This window comes from Maridesulfovibrio ferrireducens (genome assembly GCF_016342405.1).
GTDB lineage: Bacteria > Desulfobacterota > Desulfovibrionia > Desulfovibrionales > Desulfovibrionaceae > Maridesulfovibrio > Maridesulfovibrio ferrireducens_A.
The window spans coordinates 50710-71551 of sequence record NZ_JAEINN010000010.1 but is presented as its reverse complement, the minus strand read 5'-3'; the positions used below and the strand labels follow the sequence as shown (position 1 = coordinate 71551).

Annotated in this window: 19 protein-coding genes; 16 read left to right on the top strand and 3 right to left on the bottom strand. The window is 42.1% G+C overall.

Annotation, left to right across the window (positions count from 1 at the left end; all coding sequences use genetic code 11):
- Positions 1 to 86 precede the first annotated feature (86 nt).
- The 8 genes from JEY82_RS11970 (at position 87) to JEY82_RS11935 (ending at position 9541) form a co-directional block, all read left to right on the top strand.
- Positions 87 to 2114 carry a sensor domain-containing diguanylate cyclase gene (locus JEY82_RS11970; protein ID WP_304085722.1) on the top strand — a complete coding sequence of 676 codons (2028 nt, stop codon included), beginning with the start codon at positions 87 to 89 and terminating at the stop codon, positions 2112 to 2114.
- 192 nt (positions 2115 to 2306) lie between these two features.
- Complete coding sequence (msrB, locus tag JEY82_RS11965) at positions 2307 to 3281, top strand: peptide-methionine (R)-S-oxide reductase MsrB (protein ID WP_304085845.1); 975 nt, start codon at positions 2307 to 2309, stop codon at positions 3279 to 3281.
- A gap of 226 nt (positions 3282 to 3507) precedes the next feature.
- Positions 3508 to 4332 (top strand): glycosyltransferase family A protein, encoded by an 825-nt coding sequence (locus tag JEY82_RS11960; RefSeq protein ID WP_304085721.1) that lies wholly within the window; start codon positions 3508 to 3510, stop codon positions 4330 to 4332.
- Between the two features lie 231 nt (positions 4333 to 4563).
- The gene (locus tag JEY82_RS11955; RefSeq protein ID WP_304085719.1) at positions 4564 to 5847 is read left to right on the top strand and encodes a hypothetical protein; all 1284 of its coding nucleotides are present in this window, start codon (positions 4564 to 4566) and stop codon (positions 5845 to 5847) included.
- 191 nt (positions 5848 to 6038) lie between these two features.
- Complete coding sequence (locus JEY82_RS11950; protein ID WP_304085717.1) at positions 6039 to 6839, top strand: DUF3100 domain-containing protein; 801 nt, start codon at positions 6039 to 6041, stop codon at positions 6837 to 6839.
- On the top strand, positions 6839 to 7297 hold the full coding sequence (locus JEY82_RS11945) for a hypothetical protein (protein ID WP_304085715.1): 459 nt from the start codon (positions 6839 to 6841) through the stop codon (positions 7295 to 7297). The genes JEY82_RS11950 and JEY82_RS11945 overlap by 1 nt, the downstream gene beginning before the upstream one ends.
- The gene (locus JEY82_RS11940) at positions 7298 to 8443 is read left to right on the top strand and encodes an amidohydrolase (RefSeq protein WP_304085713.1); all 1146 of its coding nucleotides are present in this window, start codon (positions 7298 to 7300) and stop codon (positions 8441 to 8443) included.
- Between the two features lie 165 nt (positions 8444 to 8608).
- Complete coding sequence (locus JEY82_RS11935; RefSeq protein ID WP_304085711.1) at positions 8609 to 9541, top strand: multidrug resistance efflux transporter family protein; 933 nt, start codon at positions 8609 to 8611, stop codon at positions 9539 to 9541.
- A 92-nt stretch (positions 9542 to 9633) separates the two neighbouring features.
- Here JEY82_RS11935 and JEY82_RS11930 read toward each other — a convergent pair whose 3' ends face one another.
- Together JEY82_RS11930 and JEY82_RS11925 are read right to left on the bottom strand one after the other, a co-directional pair.
- Positions 9634 to 10443, bottom strand: coding sequence for a VacJ family lipoprotein (locus JEY82_RS11930; RefSeq protein WP_304085709.1), 810 nt, complete (start codon positions 10441 to 10443; stop codon positions 9634 to 9636).
- The gene (locus JEY82_RS11925; RefSeq protein WP_304085707.1) at positions 10440 to 11741 is read right to left on the bottom strand and encodes an alpha/beta hydrolase; all 1302 of its coding nucleotides are present in this window, start codon (positions 11739 to 11741) and stop codon (positions 10440 to 10442) included. Before JEY82_RS11925 ends, JEY82_RS11930 begins: the two co-directional genes overlap by 4 nt.
- 90 nt (positions 11742 to 11831) lie before the next feature.
- On the opposite strand from JEY82_RS11925, the gene JEY82_RS11920 reads away from it, so the two are divergent.
- The 7 genes from JEY82_RS11920 (at position 11832) to JEY82_RS11890 (ending at position 18922) form a co-directional block, all read left to right on the top strand.
- Entirely contained in the window at positions 11832 to 12290 is a 459-nt protein-coding gene (locus tag JEY82_RS11920; protein ID WP_304085705.1) for a MarR family winged helix-turn-helix transcriptional regulator, read from the top strand.
- Between the two features lie 49 nt (positions 12291 to 12339).
- Entirely contained in the window at positions 12340 to 13359 is a 1020-nt protein-coding gene (locus JEY82_RS11915) for a class I SAM-dependent methyltransferase (protein ID WP_304085703.1), read from the top strand.
- 279 nt (positions 13360 to 13638) lie between these two features.
- Positions 13639 to 15264: a sensor histidine kinase gene (locus tag JEY82_RS11910; RefSeq protein WP_304085701.1), complete on the top strand. Its 1626-nt coding sequence runs from the start codon at positions 13639 to 13641 to the stop codon at positions 15262 to 15264.
- Complete coding sequence (locus tag JEY82_RS11905; RefSeq protein WP_304085699.1) at positions 15261 to 15953, top strand: response regulator; 693 nt, start codon at positions 15261 to 15263, stop codon at positions 15951 to 15953. Before JEY82_RS11910 ends, JEY82_RS11905 begins: the two co-directional genes overlap by 4 nt.
- A 167-nt stretch (positions 15954 to 16120) precedes the next feature.
- Positions 16121 to 17098, top strand: a complete 978-nt coding sequence (locus tag JEY82_RS11900) for a DctP family TRAP transporter solute-binding subunit (protein ID WP_304085697.1) — start codon at positions 16121 to 16123, stop codon at positions 17096 to 17098.
- A gap of 57 nt (positions 17099 to 17155) precedes the next feature.
- Entirely contained in the window at positions 17156 to 17638 is a 483-nt protein-coding gene (locus JEY82_RS11895; RefSeq protein ID WP_304085696.1) for a TRAP transporter small permease, read from the top strand.
- Positions 17639 to 17647: 9 nt separating this feature from the next.
- The gene (locus JEY82_RS11890) at positions 17648 to 18922 is read left to right on the top strand and encodes a TRAP transporter large permease (RefSeq protein WP_304085695.1); all 1275 of its coding nucleotides are present in this window, start codon (positions 17648 to 17650) and stop codon (positions 18920 to 18922) included.
- Positions 18923 to 19003: 81 nt separating this feature from the next.
- Here JEY82_RS11890 and JEY82_RS11885 read toward each other — a convergent pair whose 3' ends face one another.
- Positions 19004 to 19423, bottom strand: coding sequence for a hypothetical protein (locus JEY82_RS11885; RefSeq protein ID WP_092159998.1), 420 nt, complete (start codon positions 19421 to 19423; stop codon positions 19004 to 19006).
- 189 nt (positions 19424 to 19612) lie between these two features.
- Here JEY82_RS11885 and JEY82_RS11880 point away from each other — a divergent pair, with 189 nt between their 5' ends.
- The gene (locus tag JEY82_RS11880; RefSeq protein WP_304085693.1) at positions 19613 to 20782 is read left to right on the top strand and encodes a sensor domain-containing diguanylate cyclase; all 1170 of its coding nucleotides are present in this window, start codon (positions 19613 to 19615) and stop codon (positions 20780 to 20782) included.
- The last annotated feature ends 60 nt before the right edge of the window (positions 20783 to 20842 follow it).

Genomic DNA, 20842 nt, shown 5'->3' with positions numbered 1-20842 from the left:
ATGTTAATATTAACAGAAAGTATTCTAATGCGAAATGCTGACCATCATGTTCGCTGAACTTCAAAATTTTAATGATTTAACATTATATGAAAAATATTAATAAAAATGTTGTTCTTGTTGTGTTTGCTTCGATCATGGCAATAGCACTGCTCGGAGCTCTCTTTCTAGCCGTTTATCTAAACGCATCCTACGCAAAAGCTCAATTCTACAGTTCCCAGATCAGTAATGCCGCAGTGCGTTGTCAGGCTTATCAGGATGCCTTTGTGCATACCAAGAAGATTGATCACGTGCAGGGTTTTATGCGTAGTTATGAAGACCTTGTTCATAATTTGGAGCTTCTTTCCGGGGAAAGCGATGTGCTCACTAAAGGCGAAATTGAATCTGCGGAAAACAAGATCCGGGAATATCGCGATCTTTTTGTTGCTTACAAAGAAAAGTATATAGTTATCGGTTTGACAGATGAGAGTGGAGAACGCGGGGCGTTATATCGAGACATTGTTTCGGCGGAAGAAACTCTTGAGAGTCTTAAGGAATATTATTTGCTTTCCGTGTTGCTTTCCTGCCGGAGCAATGAAAATAAATTTATTATTCATAAAGAGATGTTGTTTGTTGATAAGTTCAATGAAAATTATGATATTTTAAAAGAATCTGTACAGAGAAGTGGTCTTGATTTGCAAATTAAAGGTGAAATTCTGGCTCAGATTAAGCAATATAAATCTGATTTCAGTATACTGGTAGAGCATATAAAAGAGGTTGGCCTCAATAATTCAGAAGGAATCAGCGGCAACCTTAAGAATGCTTTGCTTGCTATCAATAATCAAGTTCTCGATATTCAGAATACGGTTCTTAACCGATTAGGTAAAACAACAAGGACTATTTATTTGGTTCTGTGTATTTCATCTTTACTTATCTTGATGGTATTATTTTTAGGAGTGCGCCTGATCAGATTCAACCTGCGTCTTGTCAGTGAGATTCACAAGAGAAAGGTTGTTGAAGAGGAACTTGCTGAAGTAAACACCAATCTGGAAAGAACTGTTCAGAATCGTACGATGAAAATAGCCAGTCAGGTTAAGGATCAAGAAAAAATAAATAAAGAAATTTCGACCTTAAATGAGTTCAGCGACTACCTGCAACGTTGTAGTTCTTCTGATGAAGCACTGCTTATTATCCGGGATTATGCAAATCGATTATTTCCCACTGATGTGGGAGCTCTTTACCTTCTTAGTGAGGATAGAAATTCCTTGATCCTCAAGACTAACTGGGGAGGCAGGCAAGATCTTTTTAAAGAGGCTTTCCGACCGGATGAGTGCTGGGGGATTCGTATGGCTAAATTTCATTATGTAAACCGGGAAGAACATGGACTTCATTGCGATCATTTTATTGGTGCGGTTGAAACTTGTTATCTTTGCGTTCCAATGCGTTATCAAGAAGAATTGATAGGATTGATGCTTGTTGTTTGTAATCAGGGTGAATGTTTAGCTGATGATAAAATGAAGGATTGCACCGTGAGACAGCGGCAACGTTTAGTTGTGACTATTGCTGAACATTTTTCATTGGCTTTATCCAATATTCAGCTACGCGAGAATCTGCGGGAGCAGTCCGTGCGCGATTCCCTCACCGGCCTTCATAACAGGCGTTATATGCTTGAAAGTCTGGACCGGGAAGTCTCGAGGGTTGTACGCCGTAATGAACATTTAGCCATAGTTATGATTGATATCGATTTCTTTAAGCGCTTTAACGACACCTATGGTCATGAGGCCGGAGATGATGTGTTGAAGCGAGTCTCAGAAATTCTGCTCCGTCATGTGCGCGATGAAGATATTCTCTGCCGTATGGGTGGAGAAGAGTTTCTGGTGGTAATGTCCCGCGTAAGTCGAGATGTTGTTGTGAAGCGGGCTGAGAGTATACGGCAGGCTTTTGAGAATGTGGAAATGCACTTTGGATCATCGCTTCATGAGAATATTACCGTGTCTATCGGTATTTCATTTTTCCCTGATGATAACAGCGATATTAGTGTTGTTATTAATCTGGCTGACAAAGCTCTTTATGAAGCTAAAAAAACAGGTCGTAATAAGACCGTTCTTTTTAGTCAGAGCATGATTGAGGGGGATTAAGTTAATTTATCTTAGTTTTTTTATCTCTCCATTGACATCCGCTGTAACCACATTATTTCTTTGTTAGGAATGTTTACTAATAAGGGGCGGGTTATGGATACTAAAAAACTAAGCATCGTCAGAATTTATTTTCTAGTAATATCCATCCTATGTTTCTTTTTTGTCTGGTCTGTAATTGATGTGGAGGCCAAAATGAATAATGAATCTGAGCTCGTCATAGCGACAGTTGCCGGCGGATGTTTTTGGTGCGTGGAATCTGATCTGGAAAAAGTAGCGGGAGTTGAAAAGGTAATATCGGGATACGCCGGAGGAGATGTAAAAAATCCATCTTATGAACAAGTCAGTTCCGGTACAACGGGCCATCTTGAAGCTGTTCAGATTTATTTTGATCCGCAGCAGGTGAGTTATGAGAAAATTCTGGATATATTCCTGAAACATCATGACCCGACTGACCCTGGAGGTTCCTTTAATGATCGGGGAAAGCAGTACTCTTCAGCAATTTTCTACCATGATGAAAATCAGAAGGAAGTTGCTGGGAAGATGCTGGTAGAGCTGGAGGGTTCAGGACGATTTGCGAATCCTGTAGCAACAAAGTTGATCCCGTTTACCGCCTTTTTTGAAGCAGAAGAATATCATCAGGATTACTATAAGAAGAATCCGGTGCGTTACAATTGGTATAGATTTCTTTCAGGGCGTGATACTTTTATCAAGGACCATTGGGGAGATGAAATTTATACACGCCCAAGTGATGATGAACTTGAGAAGACTCTTACTCCTATTCAGTTTAAGGTTGCGCGCGAAGATGGAACAGAACCGGCTTTTACCAATGAATACTGGGATAACCATAAATCTGGAATTTATGTTGATGTGGTATCAGGAGAACCTTTGTTCAGTTCAACTGATAAATTCGAGTCCGGCACAGGCTGGCCTAGTTTTACGCGCCCTCTTGAAAAGGAAAATGTAGTTGAACGGGTAGACAATACCTTATTCACAAAGCGTACAGAAGTGCGTTCAAAAGTGGCTGATTCGCATTTGGGACATGTGTTCCCGGACGGTCCACAGCCAACTGGACTTCGTTATTGTATTAACTCCGCTTCATTGAGATTTATCCCGAAGGAAGAACTAGAAGAGAAGGGATACGGAAAGTATTTGAACCTTTTTAAGTAATTATAATATTGAATTCTAAAAGCCGCCTTCGGGCGGCTTTTTTGTTTGTACATAGGGGAATATCGGTATTAGTTTGTTGTCAGCTTGTTTGAGATTATTTTTGCAGAATGTTTTTTTATTCTGTTCATTGCGATAATCAAAAATGTCTATTAGAAAGTAAGTCTCTGGTGTCAATCGCGCGTATTCAGCAGTAACAATATTAGTATCTGTACCGGACGATCTACCTATGACGCTACTCTCAATTATCATACCGAATTATAATTACGGACGGTTCGCAGACAGGTTCTTTAGTTCTCTGATAGCGCAGTCCATGTCGTTTGATGATGTTGAAATTCTATTTGTTGATGACGGCAGTAGCGATGATTCCATTGAGCAGGCGCAGAAATGGGCAGATAAGATTGAGTGTGAAAAATTTGAAATTTTGACACCGGTTAGAACTGGAAAACCCGGTTTTGTCCGTAATTTCGGTCTCGAGCGCGCGAAAGGTAAATATTTAATCTGTCTTGATCCTGACGACATTCTCCATCCTGATTTTATCCCCTCATGTATCGAAATTCTTGACCATAATCCTGAAATAGACCTCGTATATACAGATTACTTGGAAAATCGTTTGGACGGCTCACGGGAAGTGCGTCTTCCTAAATTCAATCAGGCTCATTTGAGGACTCAAAATACAATATCACCCGCCGCGATGTATCGGCGTAAATTCTGGGACAGCGGAATAAGATATAAGGATAATAGCCTTTATGAGGATTGGGATTACTGGGTGCAATGCCTTATGGCCGGTGCAAAATTCCGACTGATTCCACATGTTTTGTATAATTATGAAATCCACGAAACGAATTATTCTATTCAGGCTGTTAAAGATGACGGCGTAGCCAAGGCTCAGATAGTATTGAATAACCCTGATTTTTTTCACCCGATGGTACAGCACTGGGCAAGTGACCATATGCGTGGAAGGATACATGCCTCAGCCTTTCAAAGGGGCTATATTCCCAGACCTGAGGATATTAAAGCTCTTTTGATTAAGATTGAAACAGGTATGAAGTGATTGTTTGTCTTGTCGTTAACGAATATATGAAAAAACAAAGCATAATTTACGATAAACTTAATATGTTATAAAAATATTAAGCAAAACAAGTAAAATGAAGTGTAAAATGATCCTTTCAGCTTAATCCCGCCAACTCCCTTGACACAATAATTTTGACAGTGCAGTATTCTCCAAATTTTGGTCACATTAGTGACATAACCGAAATTACGATTAAAAGTGCAGGCGACTCATATGAAAATAGGATGCATCGGCCCTTCCGACTCAGTTGAACTTATCAAAGAAGTTGTCGGTCGCTGCTGCCCTGAAATCACTCTGCTTACATATGTCAGAGAGCGCGTCGCCGATTCATGGGAAGTTCTTGAAGAATGCCAGCGGGAAACAAAAGGGATACTTTTTACGGGGATAGGCGTTCAGGAAGCCGCAAAAGCCCGCGGAGAGGTTACCCGTCCTTATAGGCATATTCCGCGCGGCGGCTATAGTCTGCTGCGTGTTCTTTCCGAAATGCTCCGTCGGGGAATAAAGTCCGGCAAGGTCAGCATTGATGTTGTCAGCGATGATATTCTTACCGAGGTTGTCAAAGAGTTCGGTGTTGAATTTGAAAATATCCATTCTATGCCTTTCGCAATTCATCACGGCGAACAGGATTATCTTGATCGTCATATAGCGCTTTATGAAAACGGACAGACTGATGCCATAGTCACCGGGTTCGGGTATATTTATAAGGAATTGAAAGAGAAGGGACTGCCTGTTTTCAGGCTTTATGCCAGCACTCTTCAGATTCGTGATTCTCTCGAAAAACTTGTTGATAAAATTAATTCCCGCAATCTACGTTCTGCCGGCATAGCTATTCAGCTCGTCAAACTTAAATCCATCACCCGCAATTCTATTAATCAGTATGATGATATGAAAAACGGCGGGATATTTTATCTGGAACTTCTTGAATATGTACGCGCTATTCAGGGCAGTCTTTTTAATTTCGGCACCGAAGAATACGTTATATTTTCTACTCGCGGTATAATTGAAAGTCCGCTTCATAGGGATCATTTCAGGAGCTTGCTGGCATGGGGAAGGGATCGCAATATCATTTTTTCATCTGGCATAGGTATCGGGTCTACGGCTTTTGAAGCTGAAAAGTCAGCCCGTAAAGCTTTAGATAATGCCATAAAACTTCCCAAGGGCGGTTTTTATATTGTGGAAGGGCAGCATATTCGCGGTCCTATCGGTGAGCAGGATGAGCTTAAATACAAGACTCATATTGTTGATTCAAAGTTCCTTAAGATGTCCAGTGAGATAGGTATCAGCCCGAGCTACTTGGATAAAATTAAAGCACTTATGACTAAATCTCATAAGGATACGTTTGATTCCACTGACCTCGCGGCTTGTCTTGGAATCGGTGAAAGAAGCGCTCGGCGTGTTTTAAAAAAGTTTTTAGACAGCGGCTATGCGGAGCTTAACGGAACAGAGGTTTCTGCTCAGGTGGGAAGACCTAAAAAAATGGTGCGTATTTTGATCTAGGATATATTTTTTATTTCGGCTGAGTTTCGGACATGATTATGTCGTGTCCGTAATTCCTTTTGGTTGAAGTTATGTTTTTTCGTTTAAGGCAGTTTTATGGTGTGGTGAGGAACCGTTATTTTGACGGATGGAGTTTAAGTTTTGCAAATTGTTTAATTTTATTAAGCATTTTGCCTTAATTGGAGTGAGTTATGAATGATGCTGTGAAAAATGTGAAACTGCACCTGCTCGTGTTGGCGCTGGTTGTAGTTTCGGAGTTAATCGGAATCGTTACATTCAAGGTTGGACCGGGGAAACTCGTTCTTCTGCCTATGTTGTACGCAATGTTTATGGGTATCTTTATGGGCCCGAAATTTCTTAAGGTCGTAAAAGAAAAAGATATGATTCAGGCAAGTACTCTTGTCGGTCTGACTCTGCTTCTGCTCATGGCAAGATACGGAACTCTTGTCGGTCCTAAATTCTACGAAATCCTTAAAGCCGGACCAGCTCTTGTTCTTCAGGAGTTCGGTAATATTGCAACTTTGATCATCGGTATTCCTCTTGCCATGTATCTTGGCCTTAAGCGTGAAGCTGTCGGGGCGGCTCATTCAATCGCCCGCGAGCCTAACGTTGCGCTTATCGGGGATATTTATGGTCTTGATTCAGCTGAGGGACGCGGCGTAATGGGCGTTTACATCTGCGGAACTGTATTCGGTACAATCTTCTTCGGTTTGATGGCTTCCTTCCTTGCCGCATTTGAAATCTTCCATCCTTACGCGCTGGCGATGGCTTCCGGTGTAGGTAGTGCAAGTATGATGACTGCTGCGGTTGGTAGCCTCAGTGCAAGTTACCCTGCAATGGCTGAACAGATTCAGGCTTTCGGTGTAGCAAGTAACACCCTTTCCGGAATTGACGGGGTATACATGTCTCTCATTCTGGCTCTTCCTATGTCCAATAAGCTCTATAACTATCTTTACAAGCTTAAGTACAAAACTTGTTCGGAGAATGTATAATGACTAAACAACAAACTATTTTTGAATCATTTGTCGTGCTTCTTATCGTGAGTGCTATGACTCTCGTAGGTAATCATGCCGGCTTTAATAATAATATTATTGATGCTCTTCCAGGTATGGGAATATTGTTGTTGCTTTGCATTTCAGGCGTTGCAACCAATATGTTTTTGCTTAAAAAAATACCTTCCGTACTTTTTGTCATCACATATGGTGTAATTATTACGCTGCCTACTTTCCCTTATTCCGCAGTGACTAACGCATATGTTGCAAAAGTTCACTTTCTGGCGCTTACCACTCCTATTCTTGCTTACGCAGGTGTTGCTATCGGTAAGGATCTGGCTGCATTCAAGAAGAGTGGCTGGCGTATTGTGGTAGTAAGTTTGTTTGTCATGGTTTCCACCTATATCGGTTCTGCTGCAATTGCTCAGGCTGTCTTGAAGTATATGGGAGATATCTAAATGGGATTGAATCCGGATGTGACAGCACTGCTTGATGAGTTTAAAGCGATACGTCATCAGATTCATAAAAACCCTGAAATAGGGCTTGAAACAGTTGAAACTTTAGCTTTGGTAAAATCAAAGCTGGATGAATACGGTATTTCGTATGAAAATATCGGTGTTAATTCTCTTGTCGCTAAAATCGACGGTAGAGAAGGCGATACAACTGTAGCTTTCAGGGTTGATATGGACGGGCTTGAGATGAGTGAAGAAAACAACTTCGCTTATAAATCTCAAGTTGAAGGACGTATGCACGCATGCGGACATGACGGGCATTGTACTTCTCTTCTCGCTCTTGCCGCTTATCTCTCGAAAAATAGAGATTTCAACGGTACTGTCCTGCTTCTTTTTCAGTCCGGCGAAGAGGGCTATGAAGGCGCATTACGGGTCATCGAGGATTCATTCTTCGACAAATATAAAATTGATTATCTGTTCGGTTATCATGCGTGGCCGGGCCTTGCTTCCGGTAAAATCGCGGTCCATAAGGGCGCGTGTATGGCTTCCGAAGATCGTTTTGAAATTATGGTGACAGGAAAAAGCGGTCACGCTTCAATGCCTCATGTCTGCAACGAGCCTTTTGCCGCAGTCGCGGATATTATTAAAGGTTTGCAGACAATTGTCGGACGCAAAATTCCGTCACATGAGCGCGGAGTTGTCAGCATAACTCAGGTTCACGGGGGCAGTCTGCGTAACGGAATTCCTGACAACGTAATGGTTCAGGGGAACGTACGCACCTGTAATGAAAGTGTGCAGGATTTAATTGAAGAATCAATCGCACAGACCGTTGCAGGCGTAGCCACAATTTATGGAGTGAAAGCGGAACTGGATTATGTTCGCAAACATCCGGTCCTTGTAAATTCTACTCCTGAAATTGCAATAAAAGCGGCTCAAAAAGCCGTGGGCGCAGAAAATGTCGTAACAGATATGGAATCATCAATGGCTGCTGAGGATTATGCTTTCTACATGAAACATACCAAAGGTTGCTATGTGTGGATCGGAAACGGCGTAGATTCGCCACCTCTGCACAACAGTAAGTTTGATTTCAACGATGAAATTCTAGCCGTTGCGGCAAGCTTTTTCATCGAAGTTATTGAGGAACTTTTATAAGTTCCGTTCTGAAATAAACTTAGATGGATTATCGAAAGTCCCGATTCTTTAACGAGAGTCGGGACTTTTTTAGTTAAAATTGAATCGGCATAGACAAATATTTACACAATGTTTATCAATTCAAAGTCCTTAATAAATAATCCTCGGCAAAGCATGGAGTGCAGCATGAAAATTATAATGATAGGAATTTTAGCTGCATTTTTTTTCAGTACAACTTTTGTTCTGAACCGGGCGATGAGTCTTGAGGGCGGGCATTGGGTCTGGTCTGCAAGTCTGCGCTATTTCTGGATGCTCGGTTTTTTGTCAGTGGGGCTTTTTGCTTTACGCAGGGAATTGTTCATTGAATCTCTGAAACTGTATATCCGCCACTGGGTGTTTTGGACCGTTGCCGGCGGAATTGGTTTCGGGTTGTTTTACGCTTTGTTATCCTTCAGCGCCTCTTATGCTCCCGGATGGGTGGTCGCCGCAACATGGCAGACAACTATTCTTGCCACGCCGATAGTATTACTTCTTTTCGGTAAAAAAATTCCGCTGCGGGCCATGTTTTTGACCTTGATAATTTTTGCGGGGGTGTTGCTCGTAAATCTAGAAAGGGCAGGAGTGAATCCGTTAAATGAAATCTTACTGGGCGCAATTCCAGTTTTTATCGCTGCTTTTGCTTACCCGTTTGGTAATCAACTAGTGTGGGAAGCGCGGCAAGGTGGTGTGCGTTTTATACCGCGCCTTGATAGTCCCGCCATGGATGATCCCTTTTGCCGGGTACTGCTTTTAACGCTCGGTTCTCTTCCATTATGGGGAGTGCTGATAGCTGTTTTCTCTCCGCCTGCACCGGCAATGAATCAGATTGTTAACACTGCTCTGGTCGCTGTTTTTTCCGGCGTTGCAGCAACAAGTTTGTTTCTTTATATCCGCCACAAAGCCCGTTCTGCGGCAGAACTGGCAGCGGCAGATTGTACTCAGTCTATGGAAGTGGTTTTTTCATTGCTCGGAGAAGTCCTGCTGCTTGGCGGAGCGTTACCCGGAGCTTTAGGCTGGGCGGGTATTGCGCTCACTATGTTGGGATTAGCTCTTTATATTCGAGTTCAAAATGTCAGATAACTATTCTAGCTTGTTCCCAATTAATATTCTTAACTAATTGGATTGAATTCCGGAATAAATTTAATAGACTGACTTAAGCTGGATCTTGAACTTCATTGTTTTTCAATATCAAGCTCACGCTTTGTAGAATAGAGAAAACGCACTAGGTCATATTCGAAGGGCGAACCTGTCTGATAGTAACGGAAGGGGACATTGGCGCGCAGGTTGAGTCCGCGGATTGTGGCTTCTCCTGCTCCTATGAGTGTCCGGCCTTCTTTTACGCCCAGAAAGTCATAAACATAATTCATCTGTACCCACAGCAGGGCAGAGTCTCCGGCAAGTCCGGCGGAATCACGCACACTGGAGGGGCCGAAGAGCGGCAGGACTACATATGGGCCCGGACCCATTCCCCACACTCCCAGAGTGTCTGCTGTGCTTGTTCTGACTCTTTTGATTCCCCAGTCCTCAGCTACATCCATAATCCCGAGAATTCCGAATGTTGAGTTGAGGAGCAAGCGGTAAAAAGATCTTAAAACTTTTTCACCCCGCCCTTGCAATGAGCTGTTGAGGATTGCATTTACTTCATTCAGATTATTTACGGCGTTGGTTACACCTTTGCGAACCGGTTTAGGCAGAACGGTTGTGTATAGATTGACCGCAGGGAGATATATCGCCCGGTCAAATTGAGCGTTGAAAGAATAAATATTGCGGTTCATTGCGCCCCACGGATCGTAGACATCAAGAAATTCTAAATCCGCTTCCTTGCGCATGATGTTGGTCGGTGTCGGAGCGTGCGACACTGGGGTCATAAAACCAGTGGGGGGCAGTGTCATATCCGGGGCTTCTTTTTTTATGGTGGCGCAGGACGGAATAAGCAGGAACAGGCAAAGGACCATCAAATATTTTATAGTAGTATTCATCATTTAAGCATCTCCTGCGCTTTAGCCGCAAAAGGTTTAAACATGATGTTACCGCAGTGTCCGCCGCGCGGGAAAAATACAGCCCGTTCTCCGAATGTTTTACGCAGGAAATTTACTTCACTTTCATCAAGAATGATATCGTCCGAATTACCGAGCACAAAAATCTTTTGGGAGGTTGCAAGATACTCTTCAATGCTTTTCAGGCTGCAACGGCGGATAAGCTCTTCTTTTGTTATGCCAGGAGTAATGAATTGCTGATACGGCAGCAGGTACTCATTTATATAGGTTTCAAAAGTGATGGCGGTAGCTACTCGAGTGTAGGGCAGCAGGTTGTCACCGGTAGATAATGTCTTGCTGACAGGGACAATATATCCAGCATTTATACATACATCCGAGGTGAAAAGCATGTTGGCAGAACTAAGTCTGAATGACGCGGCAATGATAGCTCGAAGGTCCATTTCTGAGAAATTAGTATGCTGCGAAAGTCCATATAGAAAGTTATCATCGAAGTCGGTTATGTCAGTATGCAGATACATTTCTGAAAAAGCATGAATAAGCTCGTCTATTACTTCGCGTGGTTTTTTGTCACCGAGGTTTTCAGGACTCAGCCATGAATCAAAGCGCAATGCCGAGGTGTAGAGGCTTACAGGCGGGTTGATCATCAGTACTTTGTCGAATGAAAAATCTTTGCGGGTTTCGTCCAGATTAGCAATAAATGCCGAGTGCATAGCTCCAAGGCTGTACCCTGTAACATTGTAACCGCTGATTTTGTGATCGTCTTCAAGATTGCTTTTTATCCATTTCATGACCCTGTATAAATCTTCAACATCATTGGGAGCATAGCCCGGCGCGGCATATCGCGATGCACTGATGATAAAATTCATATGCGTGGGAGATGAAAGGGCAACGACATGAAATCCGGCTTGATAAAAAAGCTGAGTCAAAAATTTCATTTTCGTTGAGTCATGCTCTGAGCCTGTTCCTGCGATGATAAAAAGGAGCGGAGCTTCTTCTTTCTGCATGGCGGTAGTGTAGTAGAAGTCTTCATCATACCAGAAAATATCTGGAATTCTACGGTCTTCTATTACAATTTCACATTCTTCAGTTTTAACAGGTTCAGGGAATGTCTGTACAAGCTCACGGGGTGTTCCGAAAATAGTAGCCTTGAAAGGATCGGCTATCGGGAATTCGGGTTCAGGATTAGAGGCAAAAGTGGAAGTGCAAAAAAACAGGGCTATAAAGAGTATTGCAGCACATGTTGCTACGGTTGATTTTAATTGATTATATTTACTTTTGTCCATCCTAACTGGATAGCAGTGAGCAGGGTATTTGTAAATAAGATGCAAAATGTGTGGTTGACACGAAAAGGGTTTAGTTGCTAAACAGTTTTCATGCGTAAAGTTAAAGATGTACTTCCGAATATGTGTTCACTGGGTAAAGTTCTGTCCAAATATACAATGGTTGCACAGAAATCTTTTGATTTCGGGATAGGCATGCAGTTGTATCCTGCCGAAATCCACACACTTTCAACTATAGAAAGGCTTGGCGGGGGCGGAGTCACCGAGATTGCTCATGAATCCGGCGTTACTAAAGGGGCTGTTTCTCAGTTAATATCTAAACTTGTGAAGAAAGAACTTTGCGTGAAGGAGAAAGATCCCGAAAACGGGGCGCGTGTGGTTGTCAAACTGACCGCTCTCGGCAAAGTGGCTGTAGACAATCATTATAATTTTCACCTTGAGCATGATCGTGTTTTTTTGGAATATTTGAGATCGATGGATGACGAAAAAATTCGGGTATTTGATGATATCTGTCGTAATATGAATAAGTGGATGGATAATTATTTGAAGTAATTTTTTTTAACCATAGGGTTTAGCTGCTAAACTCTATTCAGGAGTAGTTATGAATATTCCGTTCCCTAAAGAAAGTTTTACACCGATCAATGATATTATTCTTCAAAGTGTTACTGCTCCGGCAATAATTGAAGTCATAAAAATAAAGATGTTCGACGTCTTGGAAAACCAAGAGAAATCGTTGGATGATCTGGCTCGGGAGTTTGGATTTATCCCTTATAAATTAGAGACAGTATTGAGCTTGCTTGAAGTTCGTGGGCTTGTCGAAAAAAGAGATGAGAAATATTCAAATTCAAAAATAGCATCAGAATTTTTAGTAAGCACAGCACCACTTTATCAGGGGTTGGCAGCCATAGTGTCCATGGGGTTTTGTGAGACAGTGAATAGTTCACTGGGAGAAATGTTAAAAAAAGATAAACAAGAGCGTAAAGATACTGATAAAAAGTGGTCAACAGAACAAGCTATGGAAGGAACAGCCCAGAATGCGGTTTCCGGTGGATTACAAAAAGCTGTGGAAATCATAAGCGAATTGCCCGATTTTAATTCTTTTAGGTTGATGGCAGATCTTGGTGGTAATCACGGGACATATACAATGTCGATACTTGATAAAAACCCAGACTTATCGGGGATTATTTGTGATTTACCTCAGGTTGCCGATGTGGCCGAAAAAAGATGTGCACAGATGGGATATGCCGGAAGAATCACAGGATATGGTGTGGATTTGCGGACAGGCGCACTGCCGGATGAAAAGTTTGACCTTATTTTAACATCTCATTTTTTGTATTCTTGTCAGGACAATCTAGAACCGCTGTTTGAAAAAATAAATCAGGCATTGCTTCCGGGCGGCTGGTTCGTAGCCCATCATCATGCTGATCGGGGCAGTGAGATGTCCAGAGAAACAGTTGTTGCGTTAGAAATGATGACGAGACTTTGTGGATATTTTTCGCATTTTATTGAGGCCGATGTTTTGGAAACAAAATTGGCAGCCAGTGGTTTTGGAAATTTTCAGCAAAAATGGACTGATAATGATAATGGGTTGTTGCTCTTTGCAGCTCAAAAGGAAAAATAACTGAATATACTTATTGCTCTATGTTGTTGCTGTAAGCGAATTTAAGCGGCTTATATATATTGATTGAAAGCTGATCAGATGTTCCTGTCACCGGGGAATACATCCGGTCAGCTTTTTTGCGTTAATAAAGTCCATTTAATCATAACATTCTTGTTTTATGGTCTTTTCTAAAATTAAGTTGTTGTGCCCGTTTTTTTAAATTAGGTTATTTAAAAGATAATTCTGGCTATTGAAAATTATTAATTCTTAATGTCCGGTTGATTCATCAACGGAGTTCTTATGAAAAAATTTAAATTTCTTGATTTTATAAAGCCGAAAACAATCCAGTTATATCTTGTTTACATGGTAACGGGAATGGTTTTGGTTCAGATCGGCATCACATGGTTTCTGGTGTCCGATCTTACTTCCAATATCCTTAAGGAACAGATTGGACTTCGAGCTTTGCAGACCTCACAAGCTGTAGCCGAGGTGCCAATGATTCGCGAAGTTTTGCTTAAGAAAGATCCTGAAGGTCAAATTCAGGCTATTGCTGAAGATATCCGTCTTAAAATAGGAGCAACTTTTGTTGTCGTAGGAGATTCGTCCGGGATTCGTTATTCTCATCCTGTACCCGAAAGGATCGGTAAATATTTTGTGGGTGGCGACACCGGGCCGGTCTTAATGGAAGGCAAGTCATATGTCTCGGAGGCGATCGGAACTCTCGGGCCTTCGATTCGCAGCTTTGTACCTGTTCGCGGCAAGCATTCTGAAGTTATAGGTTTTGTATCAGTCGGATATCTTACAGAAAATGTACAAAAAAATATCGCCGCACATCTGGATAGACCGTTGTGGTTTATTTTCGGTTTGACTCTGATCGGCTTTTTCAGCACCGCATATATTGCCCGTCATTTAAAAAAGGTTACTCTTAATCTTGAACCTGCTGAAATTACGAATCTTTACCTTGAGCGCGGGGCCGTTTTAGAAACAATCCGTGAGGGGGTTATCGCGACTGATCACAGGGGTGAAATCCGGCTGGCAAATAAAGCCGCGCTAAAATATACCTGTTTTAATTCAGGTGAACTTGTCGGTAAGATGATAGGTGATGTCATCCCCTGTGCGGGACTTAATTACGCACTTACAACCGGCGAAGGTGAATACGATCAGGAACGGATTGTTAACGGGCAGGAACTTATTTTCAACATTGTTCCGGTTTTACAGGGCGGTGTGATTAAGGGGCTTGTGGCAAGTTTCCGTCGTAAAGATGAGCTGGATAGAATCGCGCATGAGCTGTCCAGTATTCAGGAATATTCCGAACTTTTGCGCGGCCAGACTCATGAATATTCTAACAAGCTGCACACCATTGCCGGGCTTATTCAAATTGAAGCATATCAGGAAGCTCTCGATTTGGTAACGTGCGAATCTTCCGGTTACGAAGACCTCATTATGTTTCTTAATAAAGCAATTCCGCATCCTGTAATTGCCGCAATTGTTCTGGGTAAATTTAATAGAGCCAAAGAGCTTAAGATCCAGTTTGATGTTGATCGTGAAGGTACGATGGTCGATGTCCCCGATTGGATTAAACAGGAAAAAATTGTTACCATTGTAGGCAACTTACTTGATAATGCTTTCGAGGCTGTACTTGGATGCGATAAAGAAGATTGCAAGGTGCAGCTTTCCTTCACTGACCTTGGAAATGATATTGTTTTTGAAGTTGAAGATTCAGGTCCGGGGATACCGCCGGATCAGATTGATCATGTTTTTGAGAAAGGTATTTCTTCGAAAGGGACAGGCAGGCGCGGGCTGGGTCTTTACCTGGTCAAGCAGAGACTCGATGAGCTGGGAGGTTTTATCTCGGTTTCATCTGATGGATCAGAAGGAACTTTATTCTCTGTAATCATTCCTAAAATCAGGCGTAGTGGAATATGAACCCGATTAAAGTCATGATTGTTGAAGATGACGCTAAAATAGCTGATCTTCATCGTAGATTTGCCGAAAAGGTAGAGGGTTTTGAAGTCGTTGCCATTGCACAGGGACTTGATGACGCTAAAGAAATGATCGAAATATTCGAGCCTGACCTGATTCTGCTGGACCTGTATTTCCCTGAAGGAACAAGTTTTGAGATGCTGCGCGAAATCCGCACTAAAGGTCTTGAAACTGATGTGATATTAATCACTGCCGCACGTGAAATGGGGCCACTTAAAGAAGCTCTGCGTGGCGGCGTTTTTGATTATATAATAAAGCCTGTTATCCTTGACAGGTTTAAAGCGTGTCTCTCCAGATTCGGAAAATATCACAGCCGTCTGCATAATTCTGAAACGCTCGAGCAGAAAGATGTCGATAGCATGCGTCATCCTGCTTCATCTGCCTCAGCTTCAACTCCATCAGAAGATTTGCCGAAGGGCATAGATCCGCTTACCCTTAAAAAAGTACAGGATGTATTTAAAGATCCTGATACTGAAAATGGCTTAGGAGCCGAGGAAGTTGGTTCGTTGATCGGAGCAAGCAGATCTACCACACGCCGTTATCTTGAATATTTAGTTTCAGTCGGTTTCATATATCCTGATTTAGTATACGGTACAGTCGGTCGGCCCGAGCGAAAATATTTCCGTAATTAGCCTCATGAACATTATGAACAAAATTATCTTAAAAGATTAAATACTCATTAAACCCGCAATAAGTTTTTTAAGTGTTTTTTAGATAAAGTCCGGTTTACAGCCAGATTTTATTTTGAAAGGTGCTGTTAATTAAAGAACTTAACATCTGTTCACTCAGAGGAGGGTCTATGAAACGTTTAATCACCATCATGTCTGTTGCTCTTTTAGTAGTAACAATGGCAGTCCCCGCATTCGCCGGAAAAGTCGTACTAAAACTTGGTCACATTGCTGAACCTGTTCATCCTTACGGACAGGGAGCTGAAAAATTTGCTGAGCTGGTTAAAGAAAAATCAGGCGGCGAAATTGTTGTTAAAGTATTCCCCTCCTCACAGCTTGGCGGACAGAAAGACCTTATTGAAGGTCTGATCTACGGAACCATTGATATGGCTCTGGTCGGAACTGCCGTTTTAGGACAGTTTCAGCCTCAGATTTCCCTTTTCGATATGCCTTTCCTCTTTCAGGACAGAGAGCATACTTACAAATCTCTTGATACCGTAGGTATGGATCTTGGTAAGCCTCTTGAACCAAAAGGTATCAAACTTCTCGGTTACATGGAAAATGGCGTTCGTCATCTCACCAATAATGTTCGTGAAGTAAAAACTCCTGCCGATATGGCTGATCTCAAGATCAGAGTCATGACCAATAAAATTTACATCGAAATGATGAAGTCACTCGGTGCTTCTCCTACCCCAATGGCTTTCGGTGAGCTTTACTCTGCAATGCAGCAGGGAACTGTTGACGGTCAGGAAAACCCCAGTGCTCACATCTGGACCAAACGTTTTTTTGAAGTTCAGAAATATGCTTCAAAAACAGCTCATTCCTACGCACCGGAACCTCTCGTAATGTCTATGATCAGTTGGGGAAGACTTGACGGAAAACAGCGCCAGATTCTCATGGAAGCAGCGAAAGAAGCCATTGACTGGCAGCGCGCACTTTCAACACAGAAGGACGATGAATACTGGAAGCTTATCGAAGCAACCGGAAAGATCAAAGTTATTGAAGTTGACCGTACTCTTTTTGCGAAAGCTACCAAGCCTGTTTATGAAAAATTCGCGTCTGTCGTAGGACAGGATAATATTGATAAGGTTAACGCCCTAAAAAAATAGTCATTATCATTCAGGGCCGGATTTAGTTCCGGTCCTGTTTATTAAGGAGGGCTTCTGATGGATAAATTATTTGATAAATTACGCTTTGTTCTTTACTGGATTTCCGTATCATCGATGACTCTAATGCTCGGGCTGATCTTTTTTCAGGTCGTATCCCGTTACTTTTTCGGTCACACGTTTGAATGGTCGGAGGAATTGGCGAGATTCCTGTTCGTATGGGTTGTCTTTTTAGGTTCCGCTCTCATTATGGGCGAAAGCGGGCATCTGGCAGTACAAATTCTGCCTAATAAATTTAAGGGCACAGGCATGGGCGTTGTTATTGAGATTCTTATAAATCTTTGCAGTTACGCATTCACATTGCTTCTCCTTATTCAAGGGGCGAAAATGACCTCCGTAATGACATTCCAGATAGCACCGGGTCTCGGAATTTCAATGAGTGTAGTTTATTCAATCATCCCCATCAGTGCCTCACTTATGATGCTCTACCTGTTTAAAGATACAGTGCGAATTGTCAAAGAAATCTCAGCACGTAAAAACTAGGAGCGCATCATGGAAGCAATTTTATTATGTACCTTTTTAGGTTTGACTTTTCTCGGAGTTCCAGTTGCTTACTCACTCGGACTTTCCGTTTCAGTAATTCTTTACCAATATCTTAATATTCCGCAGGTCATGATCACTCAGGTCATGTATTCGGGAATTGATTCTTTTTCCTTTATGGCTGTTCCTTTCTTTATGCTTGCAGGGGCGTTCATGTCTGCCGGAGGCGTAACTAAAAGACTGGTCAACTTTGCTCAGTCACTGGTTGGTTCCTTCACCGGTGGCCTTGCTCAGGTTGTTGCCGTTTCAGGTATGTTCTTTGCTGCTATTTCAGGTTCTTCTGCAGCCACAACTGCTGCAATCGGCTCAACAATGGTCGATGAAATGGAGAAGAAAGGATATAGCCGTGAACTGGCAACAGGGATTGTTGCAGCGGGTGGAACGGTAGGAATTGTCATCCCGCCTTCCATCACACTGGTTGTTTTCGGTGTTATTGCCGGGATTTCAATTGGCGATCTTTTTGTCGGAGGTTTGATTCCCGGGCTGTTCATGGGGGCAACCATGTGTATTGTCAGTTACTTTATCGCTAAAAAAGAAGGCATTCCTGCGGAAGGATCTTTTTCCATAATGAATGTTCTGAGATCCTTTAAAGAGTCCTTTTGGGCGCTTATGACCCCGGTAATTATTATTGGTGGTATTTACGGCGGGATTTTTACTCCTACAGAAGCTGCCGCGGTAGCTGCTGTCTACGGAATATTTGTCGGTTTCTTTATCTATAAGGAACTGACTATCAAACAATTTCCGAGGATTATCTTTCAGGCTGTAATGGGAACCACAATGATTATGTTCATTGTCGGAGCTGCTAAGGTTTTCGGTTGGATGCTTACCAATTTGGAAATTCCGCATCAGATCGGTGCATATATTGTTTCCCTGACAAGTTCTCCGATTGTATTCCTTTTATTGATGAACATTTTACTGCTGTTTATCGGAACACTCATCAACGCTTCGGCTGCGATAGTTATTCTTACTCCGATTTTCCTGCCGGTCGCAATTACGCTGGGAATTGATCCATTGTTTTTCGGTGTGTTGATGGTCGTCAACCTCGCAATTGGATGTATTACCCCTCCGGTAGGGCTGGATCTCTTTGTCGCCAGTGCGATAACAAAGGTTCCGCTGGAAAAAGTAATCAAGGCCTCAGCACCATACCTCATTGCTTTGCTCATATCTTTGCTTGTGATGACGCTTTGTCCCGCAATCATCACTTTCCTCCCTAATCTATTAAGATAGATTGCACAGGTGTGAGTGAGCAAACTGGCGCTCCGGTGTTAAACCGGAGCGCCTTTTTTTGTTTTTTAGTGAAGGGGAAATTTATAAGATGACGTGAGGTTCAGGCAGATATTCTACAATCCATTTGGTCCACATTTCCGGTTTAACCAGTTCAAGAATTTTAGCGGAAACTTCAAACGGTGCGAAAGGTTCTTTAAAGTCATCAAGAATGACCGGACCTTTAAATACCGGAGAAAATTCTCCCCGGCAGTACGGTTCTATTGTGAAATCAAACATATCAATTAAGTAACCATCAAGGTTACCGTTAGCTATCCAGTCGAAACATATTTCAAATCCCGGTTTGCTATGCCTTGAAAATCCAAGAACATATGCTTCTTTTTCAATTCCCTCGTCTTCATTTTCCATTTTGAAAGAAGATTCGGTCACTTCAATGTAAGGCTGTAAGGATATAACTTCTTTAACTATATCTTGAAATTGCTTTAGCGTTAAAACCTTTTTCATATATTGGAACCTTAACTTTCGTATTGTTGATGTCAGAATCTGTCTGCGTTGAATACAGGTTTATATTGCGCGTGCCAATCAGCATATTGGGTAAAAAATGGAATACAGTGGTTATTGTTATGTTCTAATTGAGCGAATATAATTTTTTTGATAATTCATTAAGAGGGGATTGGAGTAAAGGGAGGGGCTATGTGTTCTTTTTGTCGGCTACCGTTTGTAATATGTAAGGCAGTCTTTTGGGCTGTTTTTATTGTTGTTTTGTCTGGAATGTATAACTATGCCTTGGCTGCGGATTTACCTGCTAAAAGTGATGTGTCCGTTTGGTTGTGGTGTGCTTTATCCGTTCAATTTTTGTTGATATTAATACTTGTCGGTTATCTTTATTGCAGGCGAAATTCTGAAATATTTTTTAGAACCATGTTAAAAGGTTTGAATAATAAGGTTTCGAAGCAAAATTTAGAACTCCAGACAGCTCTTGATGAATGGCGGACTATTTATGACAATAGTCAGGTGGGTATAGCTGTTTTGAAGGGCGGAAGGTTTTTTGCGAGAGGAAATAAACGTCTTGCAGATATTTTGGGATATGATTCGCCAGAGGAGATGCAGGGACTCAGCCTGCGTGCCGCTCACTTAACCGAAAAACGTTACCATGATTTCGGGAAGAAATATTTTGACGTTCTGGCACACGGCTCATATTTACATATTGAATATCAGCTCGCCCGCAAAGATGGCTCCCCTGTGTGGTGTATGCTGTCGGGTAAAGCTATCGATCCTGTGATTCCGGCGGATCTGAATAAAGGTGTCATCTGGATTATTGATGATATTTCCAAGCAGAAGCAGATGGAAGAAGAGCTTAGAATGCTTGCGGGAACGGATGTTCTTACCGGTCTTTATAATCGACGTCAGTTTATGGAACTAGCCAATATAGAATACCAGCGTCATTGTCGCTACGGGGAACCTCTTGCTTTTATTATGGGGGATCTTGATCATTTTAAAAGGATTAATGATACCTATGGACATGAATCCGGAGATCTTGTTTTGAAGTCTTTTGCGGATTTGTGCAAAGAGCAGTTTCGGGAAGTGGATATAATCGGAAGATTGGGTGGTGAAGAATTTGCAATTCTTTTACCTTCGACAACCTTGGATGAAGCCGCTGCGGTCGCAGAGCGTTTACGAAGAGTTTGTCAGGAACGAGATGTTTTTCTTGAAGAAGGTTCCTTAAGGGTTACTGTTTCGCTCGGCGTTGCCATGGCAGATAAGGCATTAGGATTGAAAAGTCTTATTCGCAGAGCCGATGAGGCTATGTATCGGGCAAAGAGTGAAAGTCGTAATCGCGTAGGAGTTCAAGTTGAGTCGTAGTATGACAGGTTGATATTTGTTGATTGTAGAATTGGTAAATAGCAGCATAAATAAGACCGA